16 protein-coding genes are annotated in these 19003 nt (G+C 45.0%); 6 read left to right on the forward strand and 10 right to left on the reverse strand.

Annotated elements, in window-relative coordinates:
• Nucleotides 1–127: 127 nt before the first annotated feature.
• On the reverse strand, nucleotides 128–2122 hold the full coding sequence (gene tkt / locus KXJ80_RS19460) for a transketolase (protein WP_218737332.1): 1995 nt from the start codon (nucleotides 2120–2122) through the stop codon (nucleotides 128–130).
• 476 nt (nucleotides 2123–2598) lie between these two features.
• Between tkt and metK the strand changes: the two genes are divergently transcribed.
• Nucleotides 2599–3750 carry a methionine adenosyltransferase gene (gene metK, locus KXJ80_RS19465; protein WP_037414745.1) on the forward strand — a complete coding sequence of 384 codons (1152 nt, stop codon included), beginning with the start codon at nucleotides 2599–2601 and terminating at the stop codon, nucleotides 3748–3750.
• 140 nt (nucleotides 3751–3890) lie between these two features.
• On the opposite strand, the gene KXJ80_RS19470 is transcribed toward metK, so the two are convergent.
• The 4 genes from KXJ80_RS19470 to KXJ80_RS19485 all read right to left on the reverse strand — a co-directional run bounded on the left by KXJ80_RS19470 (nucleotide 3891) and on the right by KXJ80_RS19485 (nucleotide 8210).
• Nucleotides 3891–4844 carry a GGDEF domain-containing protein gene (locus KXJ80_RS19470; protein ID WP_218737333.1) on the reverse strand — a complete coding sequence of 318 codons (954 nt, stop codon included), beginning with the start codon at nucleotides 4842–4844 and terminating at the stop codon, nucleotides 3891–3893.
• 333 nt (nucleotides 4845–5177) lie between these two features.
• Nucleotides 5178–5519 carry a hypothetical protein gene (locus KXJ80_RS19475; RefSeq protein ID WP_144346614.1) on the reverse strand — a complete coding sequence of 114 codons (342 nt, stop codon included), beginning with the start codon at nucleotides 5517–5519 and terminating at the stop codon, nucleotides 5178–5180.
• Complete coding sequence (locus KXJ80_RS19480; RefSeq protein WP_239000457.1) at nucleotides 5512–7524, reverse strand: EAL domain-containing protein; 2013 nt, start codon at nucleotides 7522–7524, stop codon at nucleotides 5512–5514. Before KXJ80_RS19480 ends, KXJ80_RS19475 begins: the two co-directional genes overlap by 8 nt.
• A gap of 125 nt (nucleotides 7525–7649) precedes the next feature.
• Complete coding sequence (locus KXJ80_RS19485) at nucleotides 7650–8210, reverse strand: GNAT family N-acetyltransferase (RefSeq protein ID WP_186293762.1); 561 nt, start codon at nucleotides 8208–8210, stop codon at nucleotides 7650–7652.
• A 153-nt stretch (nucleotides 8211–8363) separates the two neighbouring features.
• Between KXJ80_RS19485 and KXJ80_RS19490 the strand changes: the two genes are divergently transcribed.
• On the forward strand, nucleotides 8364–9377 hold the full coding sequence (locus KXJ80_RS19490) for a GGDEF domain-containing protein (protein WP_218737334.1): 1014 nt from the start codon (nucleotides 8364–8366) through the stop codon (nucleotides 9375–9377).
• A gap of 18 nt (nucleotides 9378–9395) precedes the next feature.
• Here KXJ80_RS19490 and KXJ80_RS19495 read toward each other — a convergent pair whose 3' ends face one another.
• Nucleotides 9396–9626 carry a hypothetical protein gene (locus KXJ80_RS19495; RefSeq protein ID WP_037414628.1) on the reverse strand — a complete coding sequence of 77 codons (231 nt, stop codon included), beginning with the start codon at nucleotides 9624–9626 and terminating at the stop codon, nucleotides 9396–9398.
• 70 nt (nucleotides 9627–9696) lie between these two features.
• Between KXJ80_RS19495 and KXJ80_RS19500 the strand changes: the two genes are divergently transcribed.
• Nucleotides 9697–10113 carry an META domain-containing protein gene (locus KXJ80_RS19500; protein ID WP_047539874.1) on the forward strand — a complete coding sequence of 139 codons (417 nt, stop codon included), beginning with the start codon at nucleotides 9697–9699 and terminating at the stop codon, nucleotides 10111–10113.
• 68 nt (nucleotides 10114–10181) lie between these two features.
• Here KXJ80_RS19500 and KXJ80_RS19505 read toward each other — a convergent pair whose 3' ends face one another.
• Both KXJ80_RS19505 and KXJ80_RS19510 read right to left on the reverse strand, forming a co-directional pair.
• Nucleotides 10182–11504 carry a dicarboxylate/amino acid:cation symporter gene (locus KXJ80_RS19505; RefSeq protein WP_037414623.1) on the reverse strand — a complete coding sequence of 441 codons (1323 nt, stop codon included), beginning with the start codon at nucleotides 11502–11504 and terminating at the stop codon, nucleotides 10182–10184.
• A gap of 162 nt (nucleotides 11505–11666) precedes the next feature.
• The gene (locus KXJ80_RS19510) at nucleotides 11667–11963 is read right to left on the reverse strand and encodes a DUF4234 domain-containing protein (RefSeq protein WP_037414621.1); all 297 of its coding nucleotides are present in this window, start codon (nucleotides 11961–11963) and stop codon (nucleotides 11667–11669) included.
• Between the two features lie 218 nt (nucleotides 11964–12181).
• Here KXJ80_RS19510 and KXJ80_RS19515 point away from each other — a divergent pair, with 218 nt between their 5' ends.
• A complete protein-coding gene (locus tag KXJ80_RS19515) occupies nucleotides 12182–12625 on the forward strand; it encodes a GNAT family N-acetyltransferase (RefSeq protein ID WP_218737335.1) in 444 nt (147 codons plus the stop codon).
• A 58-nt stretch (nucleotides 12626–12683) separates the two neighbouring features.
• Here the strand turns inward: KXJ80_RS19515 and KXJ80_RS19520 are convergent, their stop codons facing one another.
• Together KXJ80_RS19520 and KXJ80_RS19525 are read right to left on the reverse strand one after the other, a co-directional pair.
• Nucleotides 12684–13976 (reverse strand): SLC5/6 family protein, encoded by a 1293-nt coding sequence (locus KXJ80_RS19520; protein ID WP_037414617.1) that lies wholly within the window; start codon nucleotides 13974–13976, stop codon nucleotides 12684–12686.
• 448 nt (nucleotides 13977–14424) lie between these two features.
• Nucleotides 14425–16992, reverse strand: coding sequence for an acylase (locus KXJ80_RS19525; protein WP_218737336.1), 2568 nt, complete (start codon nucleotides 16990–16992; stop codon nucleotides 14425–14427).
• A 268-nt stretch (nucleotides 16993–17260) separates the two neighbouring features.
• Between KXJ80_RS19525 and yjjX the strand changes: the two genes are divergently transcribed.
• Entirely contained in the window at nucleotides 17261–17800 is a 540-nt protein-coding gene (yjjX, locus tag KXJ80_RS19530) for an inosine/xanthosine triphosphatase (protein ID WP_218737337.1), read from the forward strand.
• Nucleotides 17801–17951: 151 nt separating this feature from the next.
• Nucleotides 17952–18881, forward strand: a complete 930-nt coding sequence (locus KXJ80_RS19535; protein WP_218737338.1) for a bifunctional helix-turn-helix transcriptional regulator/GNAT family N-acetyltransferase — start codon at nucleotides 17952–17954, stop codon at nucleotides 18879–18881.
• Nucleotides 18882–19003 lie beyond the last annotated feature (122 nt).

The following is a 19003-nucleotide window of genomic DNA, read 5'->3' on the forward strand; positions in this document are numbered from 1 at the left end:
GAGGTCTTTATTTCCTCTTAACAATACTGCATATACAAAAACGGCCTGCAAACGATTGCAGGCCGCATTATACAGATTAACCTTTCAAAAGTTTAACCTTTTGTCGGTAATCCCATCACCTAAACAATTAGCCTAGTGATTTTGCAGCGTTCAGCACATTTTCAACGGTGAAACCGAAGTGCTTCAGCAGCACGTTGCCTGGCGCAGACTCACCAAAAGTAGTCATGCCCACAACTGTGCCTTCAAAACCAACATACTTGTACCAGAAGTCAGTATGTGCCGCTTCGATAGCAATACGTTTAGTCACGGCTTTTGGCAGTACAGATTCTTTGTAAGCAGCATCTTGCTTATCAAACTCAGTGTTTGATGGCATAGATACCACGCGAACTTGTTTGCCTTGTTCAGTCAGGGCCGCAGCAGCTTCTACCGCCAATTGCACTTCACTACCAGTCGCAATCAGGATGTACTCAGGCGTACCTGCACAGTCTTGCAGTACGTAAGCGCCTTTTGCCACATTGGCTAATTGCTCAGCAGTACGTGCTTGAGCCTTCAGGTTTTGACGGCTGAAGATAAGTGATGTTGGAGCATGGCGACGTTCGATAGCCGCTTTCCACGCGACTGCGGTTTCAGCCGCGTCACATGGGCGCCATACCGCCATGTTTGGCGTCATACGCAGGTTAGCTAATTGCTCAACGGGTTGGTGAGTTGGGCCGTCTTCACCTTGACCGATAGAGTCATGGGTGTAAACGAAGATGTTTTGAATTCCCATCAGTGCAGACATACGTACAGCGTTGCGTGCGTATTCCATGAACATCATGAAAGTCGCGCCGTAGTTGATAAAACCACCGTGCAGAGACACACCGTTCATGATGCCGCTCATACCGAATTCACGCACACCGTAGTACACGTAGTTACCCGCTGGATCGTCTTGAATCCCTTTAGAACCTGCCCACAAGGTGAGGTTAGAACCCGCTAAGTCTGCTGAACCGCCTAACAGTTCAGGCAGCATAGCGCCAAAGGCTGCAATCGCGTTTTGTGACGCTTTACGGCTCGCAATACCTTCGCCTTTGGCTTGGCATTCTTGGATAAAGGCTTGTGCTTTGGCTTCGAAATCGGCTGGTAATTCACCTTTCAGTACACGGCGCTCGTATTCGGCAGCCAGTTCTGGGTAAGCTTTCGCGTAAGCGGCAAACTTATCGTTCCATGCCGCTTCACGGGCTGCTCCCACTTCTTTAGCATCCCAACCAGCGTATACATCGGCAGGGATTTCGAATGGCGCATGTGGCCAGCCTAAGAATTCACGGGCCGCGGCGATTTCCGCATCACCTAATGGCGCGCCGTGGCAATCGTGGCTGCCAGATTTGTTTGGCGAACCAAAACCGATAATGGTTTTGCAGCAGATCATGGTTGGCTTGTCGGTGACCGCTTTAGCCGCTTCGATAGCAGCGCGAATCGCATCGCTATCGTGACCATCAACGTTAGCAATCACATGCCAGCCGTATGATTCGAAACGTTTTGGCGTGTCATCGGTAAACCAGCCTTCAACATGGCCATCGATAGAGATGCCGTTGTCATCCCAAAATGCGATCAGTTTGCCTAAACCTAAGGTACCAGCCAGAGAACACGCTTCGTGGGAAATACCTTCCATCAAGCAGCCATCGCCGAGGAAGCAGTAAGTGTAGTGGTCAACAATCTCGTGACCTTCACGGTTAAACTGTGCCGCTAAGGTTTTTTCTGCAATCGCCATACCCACAGCGTTGCTGATCCCCGCACCTAATGGACCCGTGGTGGTTTCAACACCTGGGGTGTAACCATATTCTGGGTGACCTGGGGTTTTAGAATGTAACTGACGGAATTGCTTCAGTTCATCCATTGGCAGATCGTAGCCAGTGAGGTGTAATAAAGAGTAGATCAGCATAGAGCCGTGACCGTTAGAGAGGATAAAGCGGTCTCTATCTACCCATTTCGGATTGTTCGGGTTGTGCTTAAGGAAATCATTCCACAGCACTTCAGCAATATCTGCCATGCCCATTGGGGCGCCTGGGTGGCCTGAGTTTGCTTTTTGAACTGCATCCATACTTAACGCACGGATTGCGTTGGCGAGTACTTTACGGGAAGACATGCTCTCTCCTGCTTAATTTGTGGGGTCTAGCGGGCAATTTGGACGCATATTTTCCCCTACATAGCGAAGCGACGCAAACGAAAATTCATCACAATCTCGCCTTACCATCGCCAATAGAACTTTTTGCGATAAAAAATGGCTTAAGGATGAACTATTCAAGCCAATGATTCGTAGTTTAAGTCGCTATGACAATACTCTGTACAATTTCCCCCAAAGCTCGTCTGGGTGGAAAAGAGGAAATGCCGCCGCGTATCCTTAACGGAATCAGATGGATTTTAAACACTTTTAATTAATTATTTTCAATCAGTTAAATGACTAACATGCTTTTTAGTTCAAATTTTAAAGCTGAGATTTACCTCACTAAGTACAGAAATATTTAGCTTTGGGGGTGTCATGGCGATGAAATTCCACTAAAATAGCCGTCTAGATGTAGATGCTTCTACACGTTTGATTGCTAACAACGAGATTTTCCTACTATGGCAAAGCACTTGTTTACTTCTGAGTCGGTCTCAGAAGGTCATCCCGATAAAATTGCAGATCAGATTTCTGATGCTGTGCTAGACGCGATTCTGGCCCAAGATCCTAAAGCACGTGTTGCGTGCGAAACGTATGTCAAAACTGGCATGGTATTAGTAGGTGGCGAAGTGACCACCTCTGCCTGGGTTGATATTGAAGAGCTGACCCGTAAAACGGTTCGTGAAATTGGTTATATCCATTCAGATATGGGCTTCGATGCCGATTCTTGCGCCGTATTAAATGCGATTGGCAAACAGTCTCCAGACATCAATCAAGGTGTTGACCGCGCCGATCCAAAAGAGCAAGGTGCCGGCGACCAAGGTCTAATGTTTGGTTATGCCAGCAACGAAACTGACATTCTGATGCCAGCGCCAATCACCTATGCCCACGCATTAGTGAAGCGTCAATCAGAAGTGCGTAAAAACGGCACTCTGCCATGGTTACGCCCAGATGCAAAAAGCCAAGTCACCTTCGCCTACGAAGACAACAAGATTGTTGGTATCGATGCGATTGTACTGTCTACCCAACACAGCCCTGATATCGCCCAAGCGGATTTGATTGAAGGCGTGATGGAAACCATCATCAAACCAGTTTTGCCAGCACAATGGCTGAGCAAGGACACTAAATACTTCATTAACCCAACTGGCCGTTTCGTTATCGGTGGTCCAATGGGTGACTGTGGTTTAACCGGTCGTAAGATCATCGTGGATACCTACGGTGGTATGGCGCGTCACGGTGGTGGTGCATTCTCTGGTAAAGACCCATCAAAAGTTGACCGTAGTGCGGCCTATGCTGCCCGTTACGTTGCGAAAAACATCGTAGCTGCGGGTCTGGCTGACCGTTGTGAGATCCAAGTGTCTTACGCTATCGGTGTGGCTGAACCAACGTCTATCAGCGTTGAGACCTTCGGTACAGGTAAAGTGTCTGAAGAAGTCTTAATCAAGTTAGTCCGTCAACACTTCGACCTGCGTCCATACGGCCTGACTGAGATGTTGAACTTAGCTCGTCCAATTTACCAAGCGACAGCCGCTTATGGTCACTTTGGCCGCAGCGAGTTCCCATGGGAAGCGACGGATAAAGCTGACGCACTGCGAGCAGATGCAGGTCTATAATCTGCATTAAGCTTTCGATTGTAAAAAAACCGCCTAAGGGCGGTTTTTTTACTCTATTTTCAAGCTGCTACGTCTCGCGTTTCAAACCATGCCGCGACCATCGCGCTTACACATCAGATAAACATCTGACGCTGGGCCAATTACTCCGTAAAACTAGGCTCACTATGCACTCCATGGTAACAATTTTTACCCGATCGTTTAGCAACATATAACGCGGCATCAGCGGCAGTAAGCAACTGAGTTTCTGACTCGCCAAGATTGGCATAGAGCGTTGCGACACCAATACTGGCGCTCAATCGAATATCACCCTGAATAACTAAATCTAACGCTTTAATCGCCCGACAAATCTCTCCTGCAATATGCAGCGCATTTTCTCTATCAGTATTCCCAAGGATTAACGCAAACTCGTCTCCCCCAAACCGACAAGGTAGGTCAGCAGGGCGCTGACAAAAAGACTTTAATATCCGTCCCACCCTCTGCAGTGAATCGTCTCCCGCCTGATGACCAAGATGATCATTACAGGTTTTAAAGTTATCCAAATCCAGCATAATAAGGGAAAGCGGTGTCTGTTCTCGCTGACTTCGACGCCACTCATTGTGCAAAAAACGACTAAATAAGCGTCGATTGGCTAATCCCGTTAATGGATCATGCTCCGAAAGATCTGCGATTTCTAACTCTAGCAACTTACGCTCAGTAATATTGACATGGGAAATGGCATAAAACTCCGGCTCGAGCCCTTTAACAGCGACGACTCGCATCATAAAATATCGAAATATATCAGTACTATGGCAGGGATATTCCAAATAAAAACGTTCTTGCTCATGCTGAATAACTCGGCGAATACCTTCTAATGCAATTAGTGCAAGCGGTTCGTCAGAACCTGCACACACATTTATATAATTTGTACCAATCCAATTATGCCCCTTAGGCATACCATTTTGTTCAGCAAACCGGTTCCATGAAAGATTGGTAAATTGTATGACACCAGTACTATCAATTACCGAAATTTGATCCTCCAGAGAATCTAGAAGAGCAGCCAGAAATTTGGCATGTTCGATAAAATGCGATCCATCACACCAATCATCATCCATCATGGCAGTGTCCATCCAGCACTAAACAATACAAATTTTGATAAATAAGTAGGTTAAGTAAAGCAGCCAAATCCCAATACGCCAAGAATAAATACTCAAAAAGAGGTAGTAAATAACTTAATGCTAATAAACAAACGAGCAAATTATTATCAAGAACACTGAGTAACTAAGTTTGCCATTATTAGGGCGTGTTGACGTTTCCACTTTTCTAACAATTAGCGGGATGTTATACAGTGCAACATGCGTGACGTATCGTAATCTCTCGTTTGGCGAAATAAGAAACACAAAGCCACTGCAGAATTTATTATTCTAAGGAATATCAGAATTGTTTATGTTTTAGCAGTGGTCAAAATGGGCGTTTTGCATACACAGCAGATTTATCTGCGCAGCGGATAACAGTGCACACTCTTGTTCGCCAATTATCCTTGCACCTTGAACGACCTCAGGCGTTAAACATACTATAGCCGCACTGTAAGCATTGGTGCGGCCGCAATCGAGCCAACAATCTTCAATCTGTAACCAATAATGGGGGCGACTATCGTCGCAATCGACTTCAAATCCTCGGGCCTCACATTGCTGCAAGGCACACTCGGATAATAATACGCGCAGGTTGTCCCACGCCGATAAACTTGTCTGGGCATAGTTAGTCAACAAGATATTGACCAAGGATTTACTCACCATTTATCTCCAACCAAAAGGCTTTAGCATCGGGTCCTGGCATTGCCTTGGCATATAACCAACCTTGCACATAAGCAACACCAGCTTCTTTTACAAACTCGGCTTCAACACGGGTTTCAACACCCTCAGCTGTTAAGCTAAAACCTAAACTACTACAAAGTTTGCAAATTTGCAGATATAAAGTACGACCTTTAGGCTCACTGGCATTGGCGAGAATACTGCGATCTAGCTTAATACCATCAACATTGATTCGACTCAGTAGACTTAAACTCGAAAACCCAGTACCAAAATCATCCAACCAAAAACGGAAACCACACAGCTTAAGCTGTTTGATACTGCTATCAATGCGGCTTAGATCCAACATGAATGCCGATTCTAACATCTCAATTTCGACCTGATGAGCAACACTACCTAATCTATCATTCATAATCGCTAATAATTGACTATCGGTGATGTTATTGGGGTCAATATTGATACTGACCTTAGGAAAAAAGCCCTCTAATGCCCAACGAGCAAGATCTTCTGCAACGGTATTAATTACAAAACGATCAATAATGTGGGAATAGCCCGCACGTTGAAACGCATCAATAAAATAAGGGCCTTTTAAGGCCCCATACTCATCCCGAAGACGAATAAGAGCCTCAAATCCAACCACTTTACCATCAATTAAAGCAATCTTAGGTTGATAGTGAAGCTGCAATTCACCGGCTAACACCTCTTTGATGGTTTTCTCTAAATTAATTTCAGCCTTTAAAGACTCTGACTGTTTTTTTAGATAATGTGTTTCATTCATCAGCTCAATATCTGCTTGAAATTGAATCCTTTTGATAAGCTCACGATCGAACTCATAGTGTTCACTCATTAAAGAAAATCGCTGTACAAATGGTAGATAAATCAACACACCGATAGCTATCAAAAAGCATTGAAATATTACAGCACTAAAATGCCCACTCGCCATATAAGCATTAATAAATGGAGGTGTTATCCAAGGAAAGCTATGAGCATCAAATTCTAGAATACCTATACTGATGGCGCTATAGGCCAATATAAAATTAACTATGGGTGAGAGTATAAATGGCAATAATAATCTAGGGTTAAAAATAATAGGTAAACCATAAATCAATATTTCATTGATATTGAAAAATGCAAAGGGTGTTGCAATCTTAGCAATATGGCGTGTTGCACTGTCTTTAGAACTAATGAAAATAGCAATAATGAGCGATAAAGTCGCCCCGCTGCCACCGTAAAGAATAAACAAATCCATAAATTGACTAGCGGTTAGATTAGGTACAACCTCAGTCAAGCCATTATCGACACCTATTAACAGTAGATATGCATTATCACCGTGCACTCCGAAGCTCCAGAGCACATGGGTTAATAAAATACGGATAAACAATTGGATCCCAATACTCGCGGTTTGCAAAGTATCAATTAGTGGCGAAAAAAACCAGCTAAGTAAGGCAGATGCTTCAGTAACAAGCATCAATATAACCATAAAACAAATAACTACTGGCAAAAAAATATTCAGATGCTGTTTTAAATATCGACTCAATGCTTTTCCTTTTACTAAGTCTAGCCATCGCCAAGTAACCAATATGCGCAATAGATATGCCGTTAAAATCGGTAATAAAACCACCCGAGGATCACCTAAAACCACATCAACATAATCAATGCTAAGTACTTCCTCTGTGGTTGGCACATGCAAAGCCAGTAAGATGCTAAAGGAGATTGAGCACACAACAATCGCTGAAAGCTGAAGATATTTGGCAAAATGGAAGGAAAGAGAAATAAGCGCAAGCAACGGAAATATCTTTGCAAGCTGCACTGAAAAAAATGTTAAGCCATAAAAAAATGCCGTTGTTTGCCATTCCGGGATCCAACTACTTAATAACGCTATAACCAGTGATAGTAGTGAGTTAACAAGAATAAATGGCAGTAACGCGATAAAGGACTCACGTACAGAGATAAGAAAACTTCTGTCCAGAAAATTTCGAAGTTCAAACATGATATCAGGGTTATTATTGACAACTATTTAATAAAACATAGTCGATCAATCTTTTAGGACACAATCAACCTAAAAAATACTGATTTTTGAAAGCAGAACAACGTAACATATGGCGGGAAAACGAGTTAACGATGAGCGAGTGCATATGAGCGAATATCAACACTCATAATATAATAATCCCTATCAGAAAAAGTAAAAAAATCTGCAACTTGCATTTTAGCTTTACGAGTATGCGCCGCCAAAGAACGCTCATTTTCATCAGCTATAAACGTCACCAGATAAGTAAAACTAGGCGCAACTTCTCGGTAAATGCGAGTAACAAGTGCCTCAAAAACGCCTTGGCCACGATATGCTTTATCAACCCAGATAGGACCGTATTGGCAGCTGTTTTGCACCGTTAATTGAGGACCATCGCCATTGATTCGATTCAATCTTTTCAACAAATTGCGATAAATTGGCCAGGTCTCAAAAAACGACCAACGTCCCGCAATCACATAACCTATAATGCGTCCGTTAATTTCAGCGACCACAATCCAATGCTTATCAATTAGCTGAGTTAATTCATTACGATTAAATGCTTGCCCTTCCAAATTGACACCATTAGACATTAACTCATCATTGAGATGCTGGCGCTCTAACGCGGCCAATATATCAACATCTTGTTTAGTTGCTAATCGCGTTTGCATCAGAGGTATGTCCAAGTTGAGCTTATCGCTAGATTTTAAGCGCGTCAGTATACTTAAATAAATACTAAAGACTTTATCTTTTAGGAAAAAATTTGCTAATAACGCTATTGTTTCCCACACTTATTGAATTGTAGGTCATTCACTCGCCATTTTATGCTGCCAGAGACTATCAATCCCCAAATCAGTGTGCTTGACAACGATCTACTTCAAGTCAATTTAGGTCGTTGGATGCAACAATGCGAATTAATAAAAAGTTACTACAGCGCTACCCACGTGTTTGTATTACAGATAACGCAATCGGGTTTTGAAGTGATCGTCAGCTCCGTTAGCGAAACGCCGCTTTTTACTTCTGGCACGCTTTTTCCAAATAACTTCCCGCTCTTTGAAGCATTAAAAAATAGCAACATAGACGGAGATTATCTCAATTTAAGCCGCTTTATGCTCGATGAACTTCCAAGAGATTTTGACGGAATTCAATACATTCTGTCCCGCCCCATTGCATGGCCTGATGGCAGTCAATTTGGTTCACTATGCGTGTTAAATCCCCATATGGCCGATCCTTTAAGCAACAGCGCCATGCTTGAACCTTTCCAAATCCTGCTTCAGCAGGAATTATCCCTGTTATGTCAAAACCATAGAATCGAATCGCTATCAATGCGCGATCAAGAGACCGGCATGCTCAACCATTACGGCTTTATGATGATGGCTCCTAGGCAACTCAATCTTGGACGACGCTTTGGCGCCCATGCAGGGATTCTTTTCTTCGAATTGATTGAAGCTGACTCGCCGGAAAAACGCTTAGAAGAGAAACATCACAGGCTCCTCGGTAATTTGGTTCAAGATACCATCCGCACAGCCGATGTAGCAGCCCATTTCAGCGCGACTCAGTTTGTGGTGTTAGCCTTTGTCGATAGCGAACGCGATATATTGCACATTATGAAGCGGGTCGAAAAACAATTAGAACAGCAAAATCATCACCTTAAACTCGATTCCAGTTACAGTTTCTTTACCCCTGAATCGACGGCTAAGTTAGCGCCCATGATGGAAGATGCTCGCTGTAAACTAAAATCTATGTTGCAAGATCCAACACAATCGAGCAGTAATCAGGCAAAAGGGATCAATGCCGAGCTTTATAACAACCCCGCTGCAGACTCGGCCGAGTTGTAAAAGTCGCAAACGCTATTATTACTTTGGCAACTCATCCTGACGCTTCGCCCATTGGATAAATAACACCACAGGATAAGGTGACATCAACACTAAGCCTAAGCCAATTAAGCTTGCGATCAATAACATCCCACTGATTTCTAGACTCCATTGAGTCAACATATAAAACCCAAGTCCACAAACTAACATCAAAACCCCTAACCAATGTAAAAACTTCAACAAATTCATAGTGCTTTTAATGCTATCTTGCATATAAACCTCTTTTTATCTCTCGCTAAACTTGTACACTATTGCCATGAATATCGAAAAAGGAACTGAGACAATGTTAAAACAAACATTTCTATTAAGCGCATTACTTTTTGGCTTAACGGCTTGTCAGAGTACTGACGTCGCCCATCAAGACACTGTGTCATTACAGGGAAGCTGGCATATTGAAGCAGTCCAAGGACAACCGACTGTTGATTACAGCCCAGCTCAAATCACCTTCGATGCAGAAGGTAAGCTTTCAGGCAATAACAGCTGCAATAACTTTTTTGGCCAATATAACCAGCAAGGACAGGAGTTGAAAATCATCCCTGGTGGCAGCACCATGAAAGCCTGTGTCGATTCATTGATGCAGCAAGAGCATAAAGTCATGCAAGCACTACCACTGGTCGCTAAAGCCAAATTAGTGCAAGGACGTCTGACATTACTCAGCAGCGACGATAAACCTGTTTTAGTGTTAACCCAACTGAAATAAAAGTGTATCGATAATAAAAAACCGCCGATTGGCGGTTTTTTATTCGAATCAAATCTTAACTCGATCGATTAACTCTTAGTCGCAGCACTTTCGTTTGCGGCATTTTGCTCTGCAATCACGGCGCTTTGCACCATATCAGCATTGTAATGCTCAACGTCAAGCTCATCTTCTGATTTGGCAATTACGGTCGTCGCCACTAAGTCACCAGAGACGTTCACAACAGTTCGCGCCATATCCAAAATGCGGTCAATCCCCGCAATCAAGGCTACACCTTCTAAGGGTAAGCCCACAGTCGAGAGCACTAGAGTCAACATCACTAAGCCTGCGCCCGGTACCCCCGCGGTGCCGATTGAGGCTAACGTCGCGGTTAAAATAATCGTTAGATAGTCGACCCAAGTTAAATCAATCCCAAAGGCCTGCGCCACAAACAGCGCGGTCACGCCTTGGTATAGGGCTGTACCATCCATATTGATGGTGGTGCCTAAGGGCAATACAAAACTGGAGATCTTCTTGTTTACCCCAAGATATTCGCTCGCACATTTCATACTTGCAGGTAAAGTGCCTGCCGAACTTGAGGTGGTAAATGCCACCGCCATCGCATTGCTGATCCCCTTAAAAAAATGCAACGGATTAAGCTTGGCAAATAGGCGCAGCACTATGCTGTAGAAACCTAACACATGGATAATACAGCCAATATAAACGGCAATAATGACTTTAATCAGTGGCCATAGCATGTCGATGCCATACTCACCCGCAACCCATGCCATTAGACCAAACACACCATAGGGCGCAAGCTTCATCACCATATCGGTCAACTTGTACATGGCCTCGGCAAGGCTCTCAAACACCTTAATCGCAGGTTTGCCATGGTCGCCAATCAATACCAATGCAATCCCAAGTGCCACGGCAAACACAATGACTTGTAGGATCTGGCCACTCGCCAATGCAGCGACGGGGTTGGTGGGCACTATATCAATCAGCGTTTGCATCACCGAGGGTACTTCTTTGGCCGTACTTACCGCCTCGTGTTGCAACAAAGGAACACCCGCACCAGGTTGAATCACATAGCCCACCACTAAGCCTAGGCTTATCGCAATCGCCGTCGTACAGAGATAAAACGCAAAGGATTTAAAACCAATCCGGCCCATTTTGGCGGTATCTTCCATTGAGGTGACACCAACAATCAAGGAACAAAAGACTAAAGGCACAATCAGCATTTTGATGGTATTAACAAACAGCGTGCCAATAGGTTTTAGGTAGGAAGCCTGCTCGCCTAAAGTGACCCCCACCAGAATCCCGAGCACCATACCAACGAAAATTTGTAGCCACAGGGGCACTGACATCCAAGCAGACCAGATCCGGCCTAAGGCTGATGACCTTTGTTTTGACATGTTTATAACCTTGAATTTGAAATGATGATAGGGCGAAGCCTTATCCTTGGCGGGACTAACCTTCAATTAGCCAGCCGCCGAGTCTACCATAAGCAATAAAACTTTAAGGATGATCTATATCACGTTGATATCAACCGCGGCAAAATCCAGCTAAAGCATGGCTTAGGCTTCGAATTGCGCCGTATTGTCTGACGGAGCAAAACGTTGACGATACAACGATGCAGGCGGCTGCTCGCACTCGATAAGGTAGCTCCAATAGTCATCATCGAAACCGCTAAAGAGTGACTGATTTTCCCCCTGAGATTTGAGGATCAAATACCACCAAACCAGCCCCCATAAGCCAAAGGTAACTAAAGTTAGCATAAAGTGCATCCCATGGTTAACTTGAAGATCTTTATGAGCATCATAAGGTTGTAAGAATATTGGTTTAAACCGACGAGTTGATTTAACGAATCCCATAATCGCGCCACTTCTGCTAGTGAAAACCTTATTCAAGCCTAGCAGATTAGACTTTAGTCGTACAAAATTTAGCCGCAATTAAAGGGCAATAGGGATCTGTGCTCACTCGTTCTGATGGGGGGTTCCGTGCTACAGTGTATGCCTAACTCATCCCGATACATCAGCGTCATCCCAAACACAAGAGCGGTAAATACCATTAACCGCCGAGGAGTTGTTAAATGTTGATCCGTAAAGCTAAAGTGCAAGATCTTAGCGCCCTAGTCCAATTTAATCAGGCAATGGCGCAAGAGACTGAAGGTCTTGCCTTAGATGAAACCACGCTTATCAAAGGCGTCAATACCCTACTTAGTCATCCCGAAAAAGGCTTTTACCTGGTGGCTGAAATCGAAGGAGAAATTGTCGGCTCGCTGATGGTGACCTTCGAGTGGAGTGACTGGCGCGCCAAAGATTACTACTGGATCCAGAGCGTATATATTCGCCCGCAAAATCGCCGTCAGGGGATTTATGGCAGACTCTATGCTGAGGTAAAACAATTAGCCGAGGCCAATGGTGGCGCCGCCAGTTTCCGTTTATATGTCGAGCAGGAAAACCTCGCAGCCCAGCAAACCTACCAAGCCTTAGGGATGAAGCAAAGTTACTATCTAATGTACGAAGAAAAGTAATAAAAAAGGATCGAGCAATGCTCGATCCTTTCATTTAAACCGCTTATATATCTCAGTCTTAACTGAGTAGACCAAATAGAATCGCCGTCATCGCCAGTAAACCCGCAATAACCACAAACACATTGCTGATACGGTGACGATAAGCTTTTAGCGCCGGCACTTTATACACCGCATACATTGGCATTAAGTACAAAATCGCCGCAATCACTGGGCCGCCTAGCGCCTCAATCATTCCCAGAATACTTGGGTTTTTAATCGCAACGCCCCAAATGGTGGCAAACATAAACACGAGGATAAACTTGTTCAGTTTATTGTCACAGACTTGCTTATTGCTTGAGCGTAATTGCTTAACAATAATGCCCTTCATACCTTCAGTTGCGCCCATATAGTGACCAAAGAAGGAAGAAACAATCGCGATAAAGGCAATGAAAGGCCCGAAATAACTGACAAAACCGCTATCATGCACGTTTGCTAAATAGGACAAAATCGGCAGGTTCTTTGCCTTCGCTTCGGCCAATTGTTCAGGCGACAATGACAACACGCAGGAGAACACAAATAGCATCACAAAGCCGACTAACATCATCGACGTATTACGCAGGATCACATCGGCCTTACGTGCGGCATTGCCGCCATGGTCGCGCTTAAGGGAAACCGAAAATTGCGAAATCGCCGGAGAATGGTTAAAGGCAAACACCAGTACAGGGATGGTTAGCCATACTGTGCCTAAAAAGGCGCCGGTTTCAGGCACAACTTGCAGTGCATCCATTTTCCATTCAGGAATAAGATACAAAGACATAAAGGCCAAAATCCCTACCAGCGGATACACCAGCAGTTGAGTCACTTTCAACATAAATTGCTCACCGGCTACCATCACGGCCATCATGCCGAAAATCAAGATACCAGAAAGCAGAAAACGCGGCGGTGATGCCATGCCCAATTGGTTGACGATAAAACTATCAACAGTATTAGTGATCCCCACGCCATAGATCAGCACAATCGGATAGATCGCTAAAAAATAGAGCAGCGTAATCGCCTTGCCCGCGCCAATCCCAAAGTGTTCTTCAACCACTTGGGTAATGTCACTGCCAGGAATGCTCGACGAACAAACAAAGCGTGAAAGACCACGGTGGGCCAAATAGGTCATAGGTCCGATGATGATGGCCATCAAGACTAAGGGCCAAAAACCACCCATACCCGCATTGATAGGTAGAAAGAGAATGCCCGCCCCCACAGCGGTACCAAATAAACTCAGCATCCAAGTAGTATCTTGGCGCGTCCAAGGTAAGCGTCTTGTTGTGCTTTCTTGCGTGCTTTGAGGTGTTTCTAAAACACTGATCGCATCTTTTTGCATAGTAAAATTACCTTACGGTGAAACCGCATAAAAAATTCGGCGTAAGGATAGCGAAAAAGCTTAAGCAAAAGTTGATCTAAAACCATTTTAAGTAATGGAATTTCAAATAAAGCTGGGATTGAGATCTAGATCTATGAATTTATGTAATAAATTTTCAATGGCGCATCAAAGTGATCACAATTAATCACCAAGAAAGTACAGTAAATTTACCCTTAAGCCTAAATGGCGACATTACTCTGCCGTCGATAAAAGCCACAAAAACGCGCTAAGTCACAAAAAACTGATAAATAAGACTAGATTCAAACAACCACTATAGAAACTTGAACTAGATCACTAGCGACATTGTTAAATTTTTACATTTTGTAACGTTGAACAACCTATAAAAAGCCCACCCAATAAAAAGGCCCACCTAAGTGGGCCAATGAATCACCACCCGACTAGCGCAGCATTATTGGGCTTTTTGCAGCACCAACTCAGTCGTTGAGACTACGGCTGGCGCAATATCAGCTTCCTTAAACAGTAAAGGACGGAAACTCTTACTGCTGGAATACAGATTGCTTTGGTCGGTAAACGAAGGCGACAGTATATTGCTCGACTCAGAATAAGTGAGTATGCCGCGCGCAACAGGGCCCTCATCGGTAAAGCTCACCGCCATCATCCAACTTGAACCATAACGTATTTGATATCCCTTCGCCGTTAAGCCAGAACCCATGGCTTTGCCTGTAACGACGTCCATCAGAGGCGCATATTTATGTTGTGGAATTAACGTATCGTCGCCTGATAAGCTAGTTGAAAACACGTTAAAACCACCCTCAGCGTTGTGACTCCCTGGCCAAGGTAGACGCGCTCCGCTGGCAGTGCCATCGGGAAGAGACTTCTCGACAAACTGCACATCACCTAGCGGTGCATCTAAAGCAAAACCTGAGGCTTCTAAATTCAGCGCCGCATGAGCAAGCGCCACTAATGCACTGCCGTCAGTAGCCAGTGTATTCGGAGTGGTCGCCGCATTCGCGGGATCAAATCCCTTGGTCAGCATCGTCTTTTGATTAAATTGATGGGCAAATTCGCGCAGTAAGGCGCCGCCTTTGCTGTCATTATCTTGCTTACCATTCCAGGCTTTTAACGCCGCACAAGCTGAGGTGAGATCTTTTGATAAACTGGCAGACACTACCACAGGCGTACTGCCTTGTGCCTCACATTGGGCAATTAATGCCGGCAAGACCAGTTCAGCCAAGTAACTACGATTTGATAATACGGCGGCCTCCAACTCTTGGAGATTGAACTTACCATCGCTGCCTGCCGCATCCTGCATTAGCGTTAATCCCATACGGGTACGCAGCGATAATTGCCCTGCTTCTGGGCCATACATAGGCGAGAAGTAGGTCAGGGGCTCATTCAAGTTTGTTGACCAGAAGGAGTCATTGGAGTTTTGCACAAAGTCACTACGCTCCAGCTTAGGCGCACGTTCATAGGGCGTGGGGCCACTAAAGCTAAACAAGGAAGTATTACCCGGCAAAATAGTAAAGCCGGCTTTCTCTTTTGCCGCCTTAATATCGGGCGAAGTCTTTAACAGCACAACGGCAGACTCGGACAAACCGGGTACTGTCGAGTCGTCGATATAGAAGGCATTGCCCTCTTTATCGGCATACATAGTGTTGTTGAAAATAACCCCGTCGTAATCTTTAAAGGCTTGTTGAAATTCATCTTTATTGGTCGCTAAGTTCATGGCGAGCCAGTGATCGACAGGATCCATTGTCGCCATATTGGCATCTTGGATCATAAAGGCACTGCCATCATCCCAACCAAAAGGCGCAAGCGTAGGTGGCGCCTCAACCATAGGGCCTTTGGCCGTGGTGTAAATATCCTTTTCAGCCACTAACATGCCCGCAGGACCGGCGTTCACTATGATAGAAACCGTCTCTTTATTGATCGGCATGGGCTTACCATCAAACAGATATTGCAATCTATCGCCCGAGACCAACTCAAGGTTGTACATCACAAAATGCTCAGCGGTTGAGAAGGTATGAGTCCAAGCTAAGTCTTTGTTAAAACCTATATTAATCGGGCCAGGCATCCCCACCAGCGAGCCACCCATCATATCTAAATGCCCAGGGATGGTAATATGGGATTGCCAAAAACGCAGGTTACCCGTGTGCGGGAAATGCGGGTTGCCCAGCACCATACCGCGACCATTTTCGGTCTTATCTTTACCCAGTCCCCAGCCGTTAGAGCCTAAATCCCGAGGATTGGTTTCTGGCGTGGTAATACGGGCAGCACGGGCTATCAATTTAGACTGCATATCGCTAACAAACGCGGTCTGCTCTTGGCTCGGCGCAGGCCCCACGATACGTGGCATATATTCCTGCGCATCCCCAGGATTAGCGTAGAAAATCAAATCGAGGAAGTTAGCCGCACCAGGTAACAATGCAATGGAAAACAAATAAGTGACCACATCTTCAGGCACGATAGGTTTTACCCAAGGTTGGCCGCCACAGAAAGGTTCTGCTGTTTGTTTGCCCGCCTCCACATCCGCAAGATACTGGTTATAACCCGCGGTAAAACCTTGGATCAATGCACGAGAGCGTTCACTAAACTGCGGCCACTTAGCTTCGGCTTGCTCACGGATTTTTAAGGCTTTGTAGGCAAAATCGGAGATTAAGTTGCCATTATCTTCGGCGGTAGGTAGCCCTGTGGTGAAATCTATCGACGCATGGGGGCCAAAGTACATAGAGCGCTGGGAATTCGCCTTAATGAAACCATCGGCGAGCACGCAGAGGTTGTCCTGCGCTTGCGCGTAACCGCTACCAAAACCGAGGCTTTCTAAATTGTCGGCTTGGATATGGGGTACGCCGTAGGTGGTTCGTCGGATATTGGCTTTGAGTAAGCCATTAGGGGCAAAGGTTTGCAGTTGGGTTTCAGGTTCGGTAGGTGGAGTACTATCTTCGCTATCGTTACAGCCTGTGAGCATCACCCCGCAGGCCATCCCCATCGCGATCATGAGTTTGTTGAATTTCATTATTATTATCTCTTAATTTTGGTTCCTTCAATGACATCGCTTTACTGCTTAAATCAGCTAACTTACTGAAGGAGCAATAATGGCATGTCGCTTCCTGATGCTCGGCTATGGCTATTTGCTCCCCAAACATTTGCTTTTACTGAGCTCTTTTTACTGAGTCATAGCAATGAATATGGCAGAATAGAAAACCCATAGGCGAGACACCTCCGACCATTTAAGCAATGATCCATATGAGCGTCCACTTTAAAAATCAAAATAAATAACTTATATGCAACAAAATATTATCAAGGTAATCGTTGGGTCGAAAAACCCCGTCAAAGTGAATGCTGCGACCAATGCGATGAAGCTGCTGTTTCCTGAATCCCAGATTGAAACCCTCAGCATGGACGCACCTTCTGGCGTCCCCGCCCAGCCCATGACAGATAGCGATACCCGCCAAGGTGCAGTGAATCGCGTTAACTATTGCCAACGGCATACCGAAGCTGATTATTATTTTGCGATGGAAGGCGGCGTCGACCATTTCGAGTTTGGCCCAGCAACCTTTGCCTATATTGCGATTGCTCACCAGCAACGCTTAAGCATTGGCCGTGGCGCTCAGTTACCGCTGCCGATGCAGGTCTATCAAGCACTTGAAGCGGGTGAAGAGTTGGGTCATGTGATGGATAGACTGTTTAATACTGTCAATATCAAACAAAAAGGTGGCGCAATAGGCCTGCTCACCCACGGCCACGCTACTCGTGAAAGCAATTATACCCAAGCGATCATTCTCGCGATGGCGCCGTTTTTAAATCCCGAGATTTACCCATAAATTTGTTAATAAAATATTGCAAAACAACGCAAAGCCCGCTAATTTAGTTGTAACTTGCAACTAAATTATGCGATATAAGCCTAGCTAGCCCACCGGCTTGCAATACTCGTCAGGCTCAACGTTGCATAACGTAAAGGCGTTTAATTAAACTATGGCAAATGATTTAGACTCATCTAGCCAACTTCGGCAGCTCTCTCGCTATATGGTGAGGCATCTAGGCATGCTTAACGCAGCAGTCGGTGATTTACCTCTCTCCCCCGTGCAAGCCCATGCTTTGCTTGAGATCGGTAATCAACCGCAAACCATTAAAGATCTCGCCTGCAAACTAAGTATTGATAAATCCAATGCTAGCCGAGCAATAAAGCACTTAATCGATAAGCATCTCGCCCAGAGCCAAATGCATCCAAAGGATAATCGCTGCCTTGTCGTACAACTGACGAGCGCGGGTAAAAAGCTACTCGCAAAACTCGATAACCAACAAAATCAGCTGTTTCAAGAAATCTTAGCGCAACTCACCTCTGATCAAATTCACCATATTGAGCAAGCCCTCATGCAGTACAACCAAGCAATAGATAAAGCCAAACAACAGTCAGGCTGCATAATTCGTGCAGCCTCAGCCGCCGATGATGCCGCCATAGCCCAAGTTATCCGCGATGTATCTGCCGAATATGGTTTAACCGCAGATAAAGGCTATAGCGTGGCTGACCCGACCTTAGATTGTCTAAGCCAGATTTATTCGCAAGCGGGTGCTCAATATTGGGTTGTTGAATATGAAGGTAGAGTCGTTGGTGGTGCAGGCATTGCCCCACTTGCCAATAATGCAGGCATTTGTGAACTACAAAAAATGTACTTTATGCCTGAAATCCGCGGTAAAGGCTTAGCTAAACGTTTAGCACTACTCGCTCTCGACTTTGCCCGTCAAACGGGTTACCAAAGCTGCTACTTAGAAACGACTGCGATATTAAAAGAAGCACTCAAGCTCTATGAACACTTAGGCTTTTACCCTCTGAGCGCACCACTAGGAAATACCGGCCACCATGCCTGTGAGATCCCGATGTTATTACCATTGCAACCTAAATAATTCCATTTAGCAGACCACGGATGGTCTGCCAACCGAGTAAATCCCCGCTATATTCTTCGCTAAACATCCTGCCTGATAATAAGCGGCAATCAATGCCAACCAACACAGTTAATCACTTATTC

Origin of the sequence: Shewanella xiamenensis (assembly GCF_024971755.1) — a bacterium.
GTDB lineage: Bacteria > Pseudomonadota > Gammaproteobacteria > Enterobacterales > Shewanellaceae > Shewanella > Shewanella xiamenensis.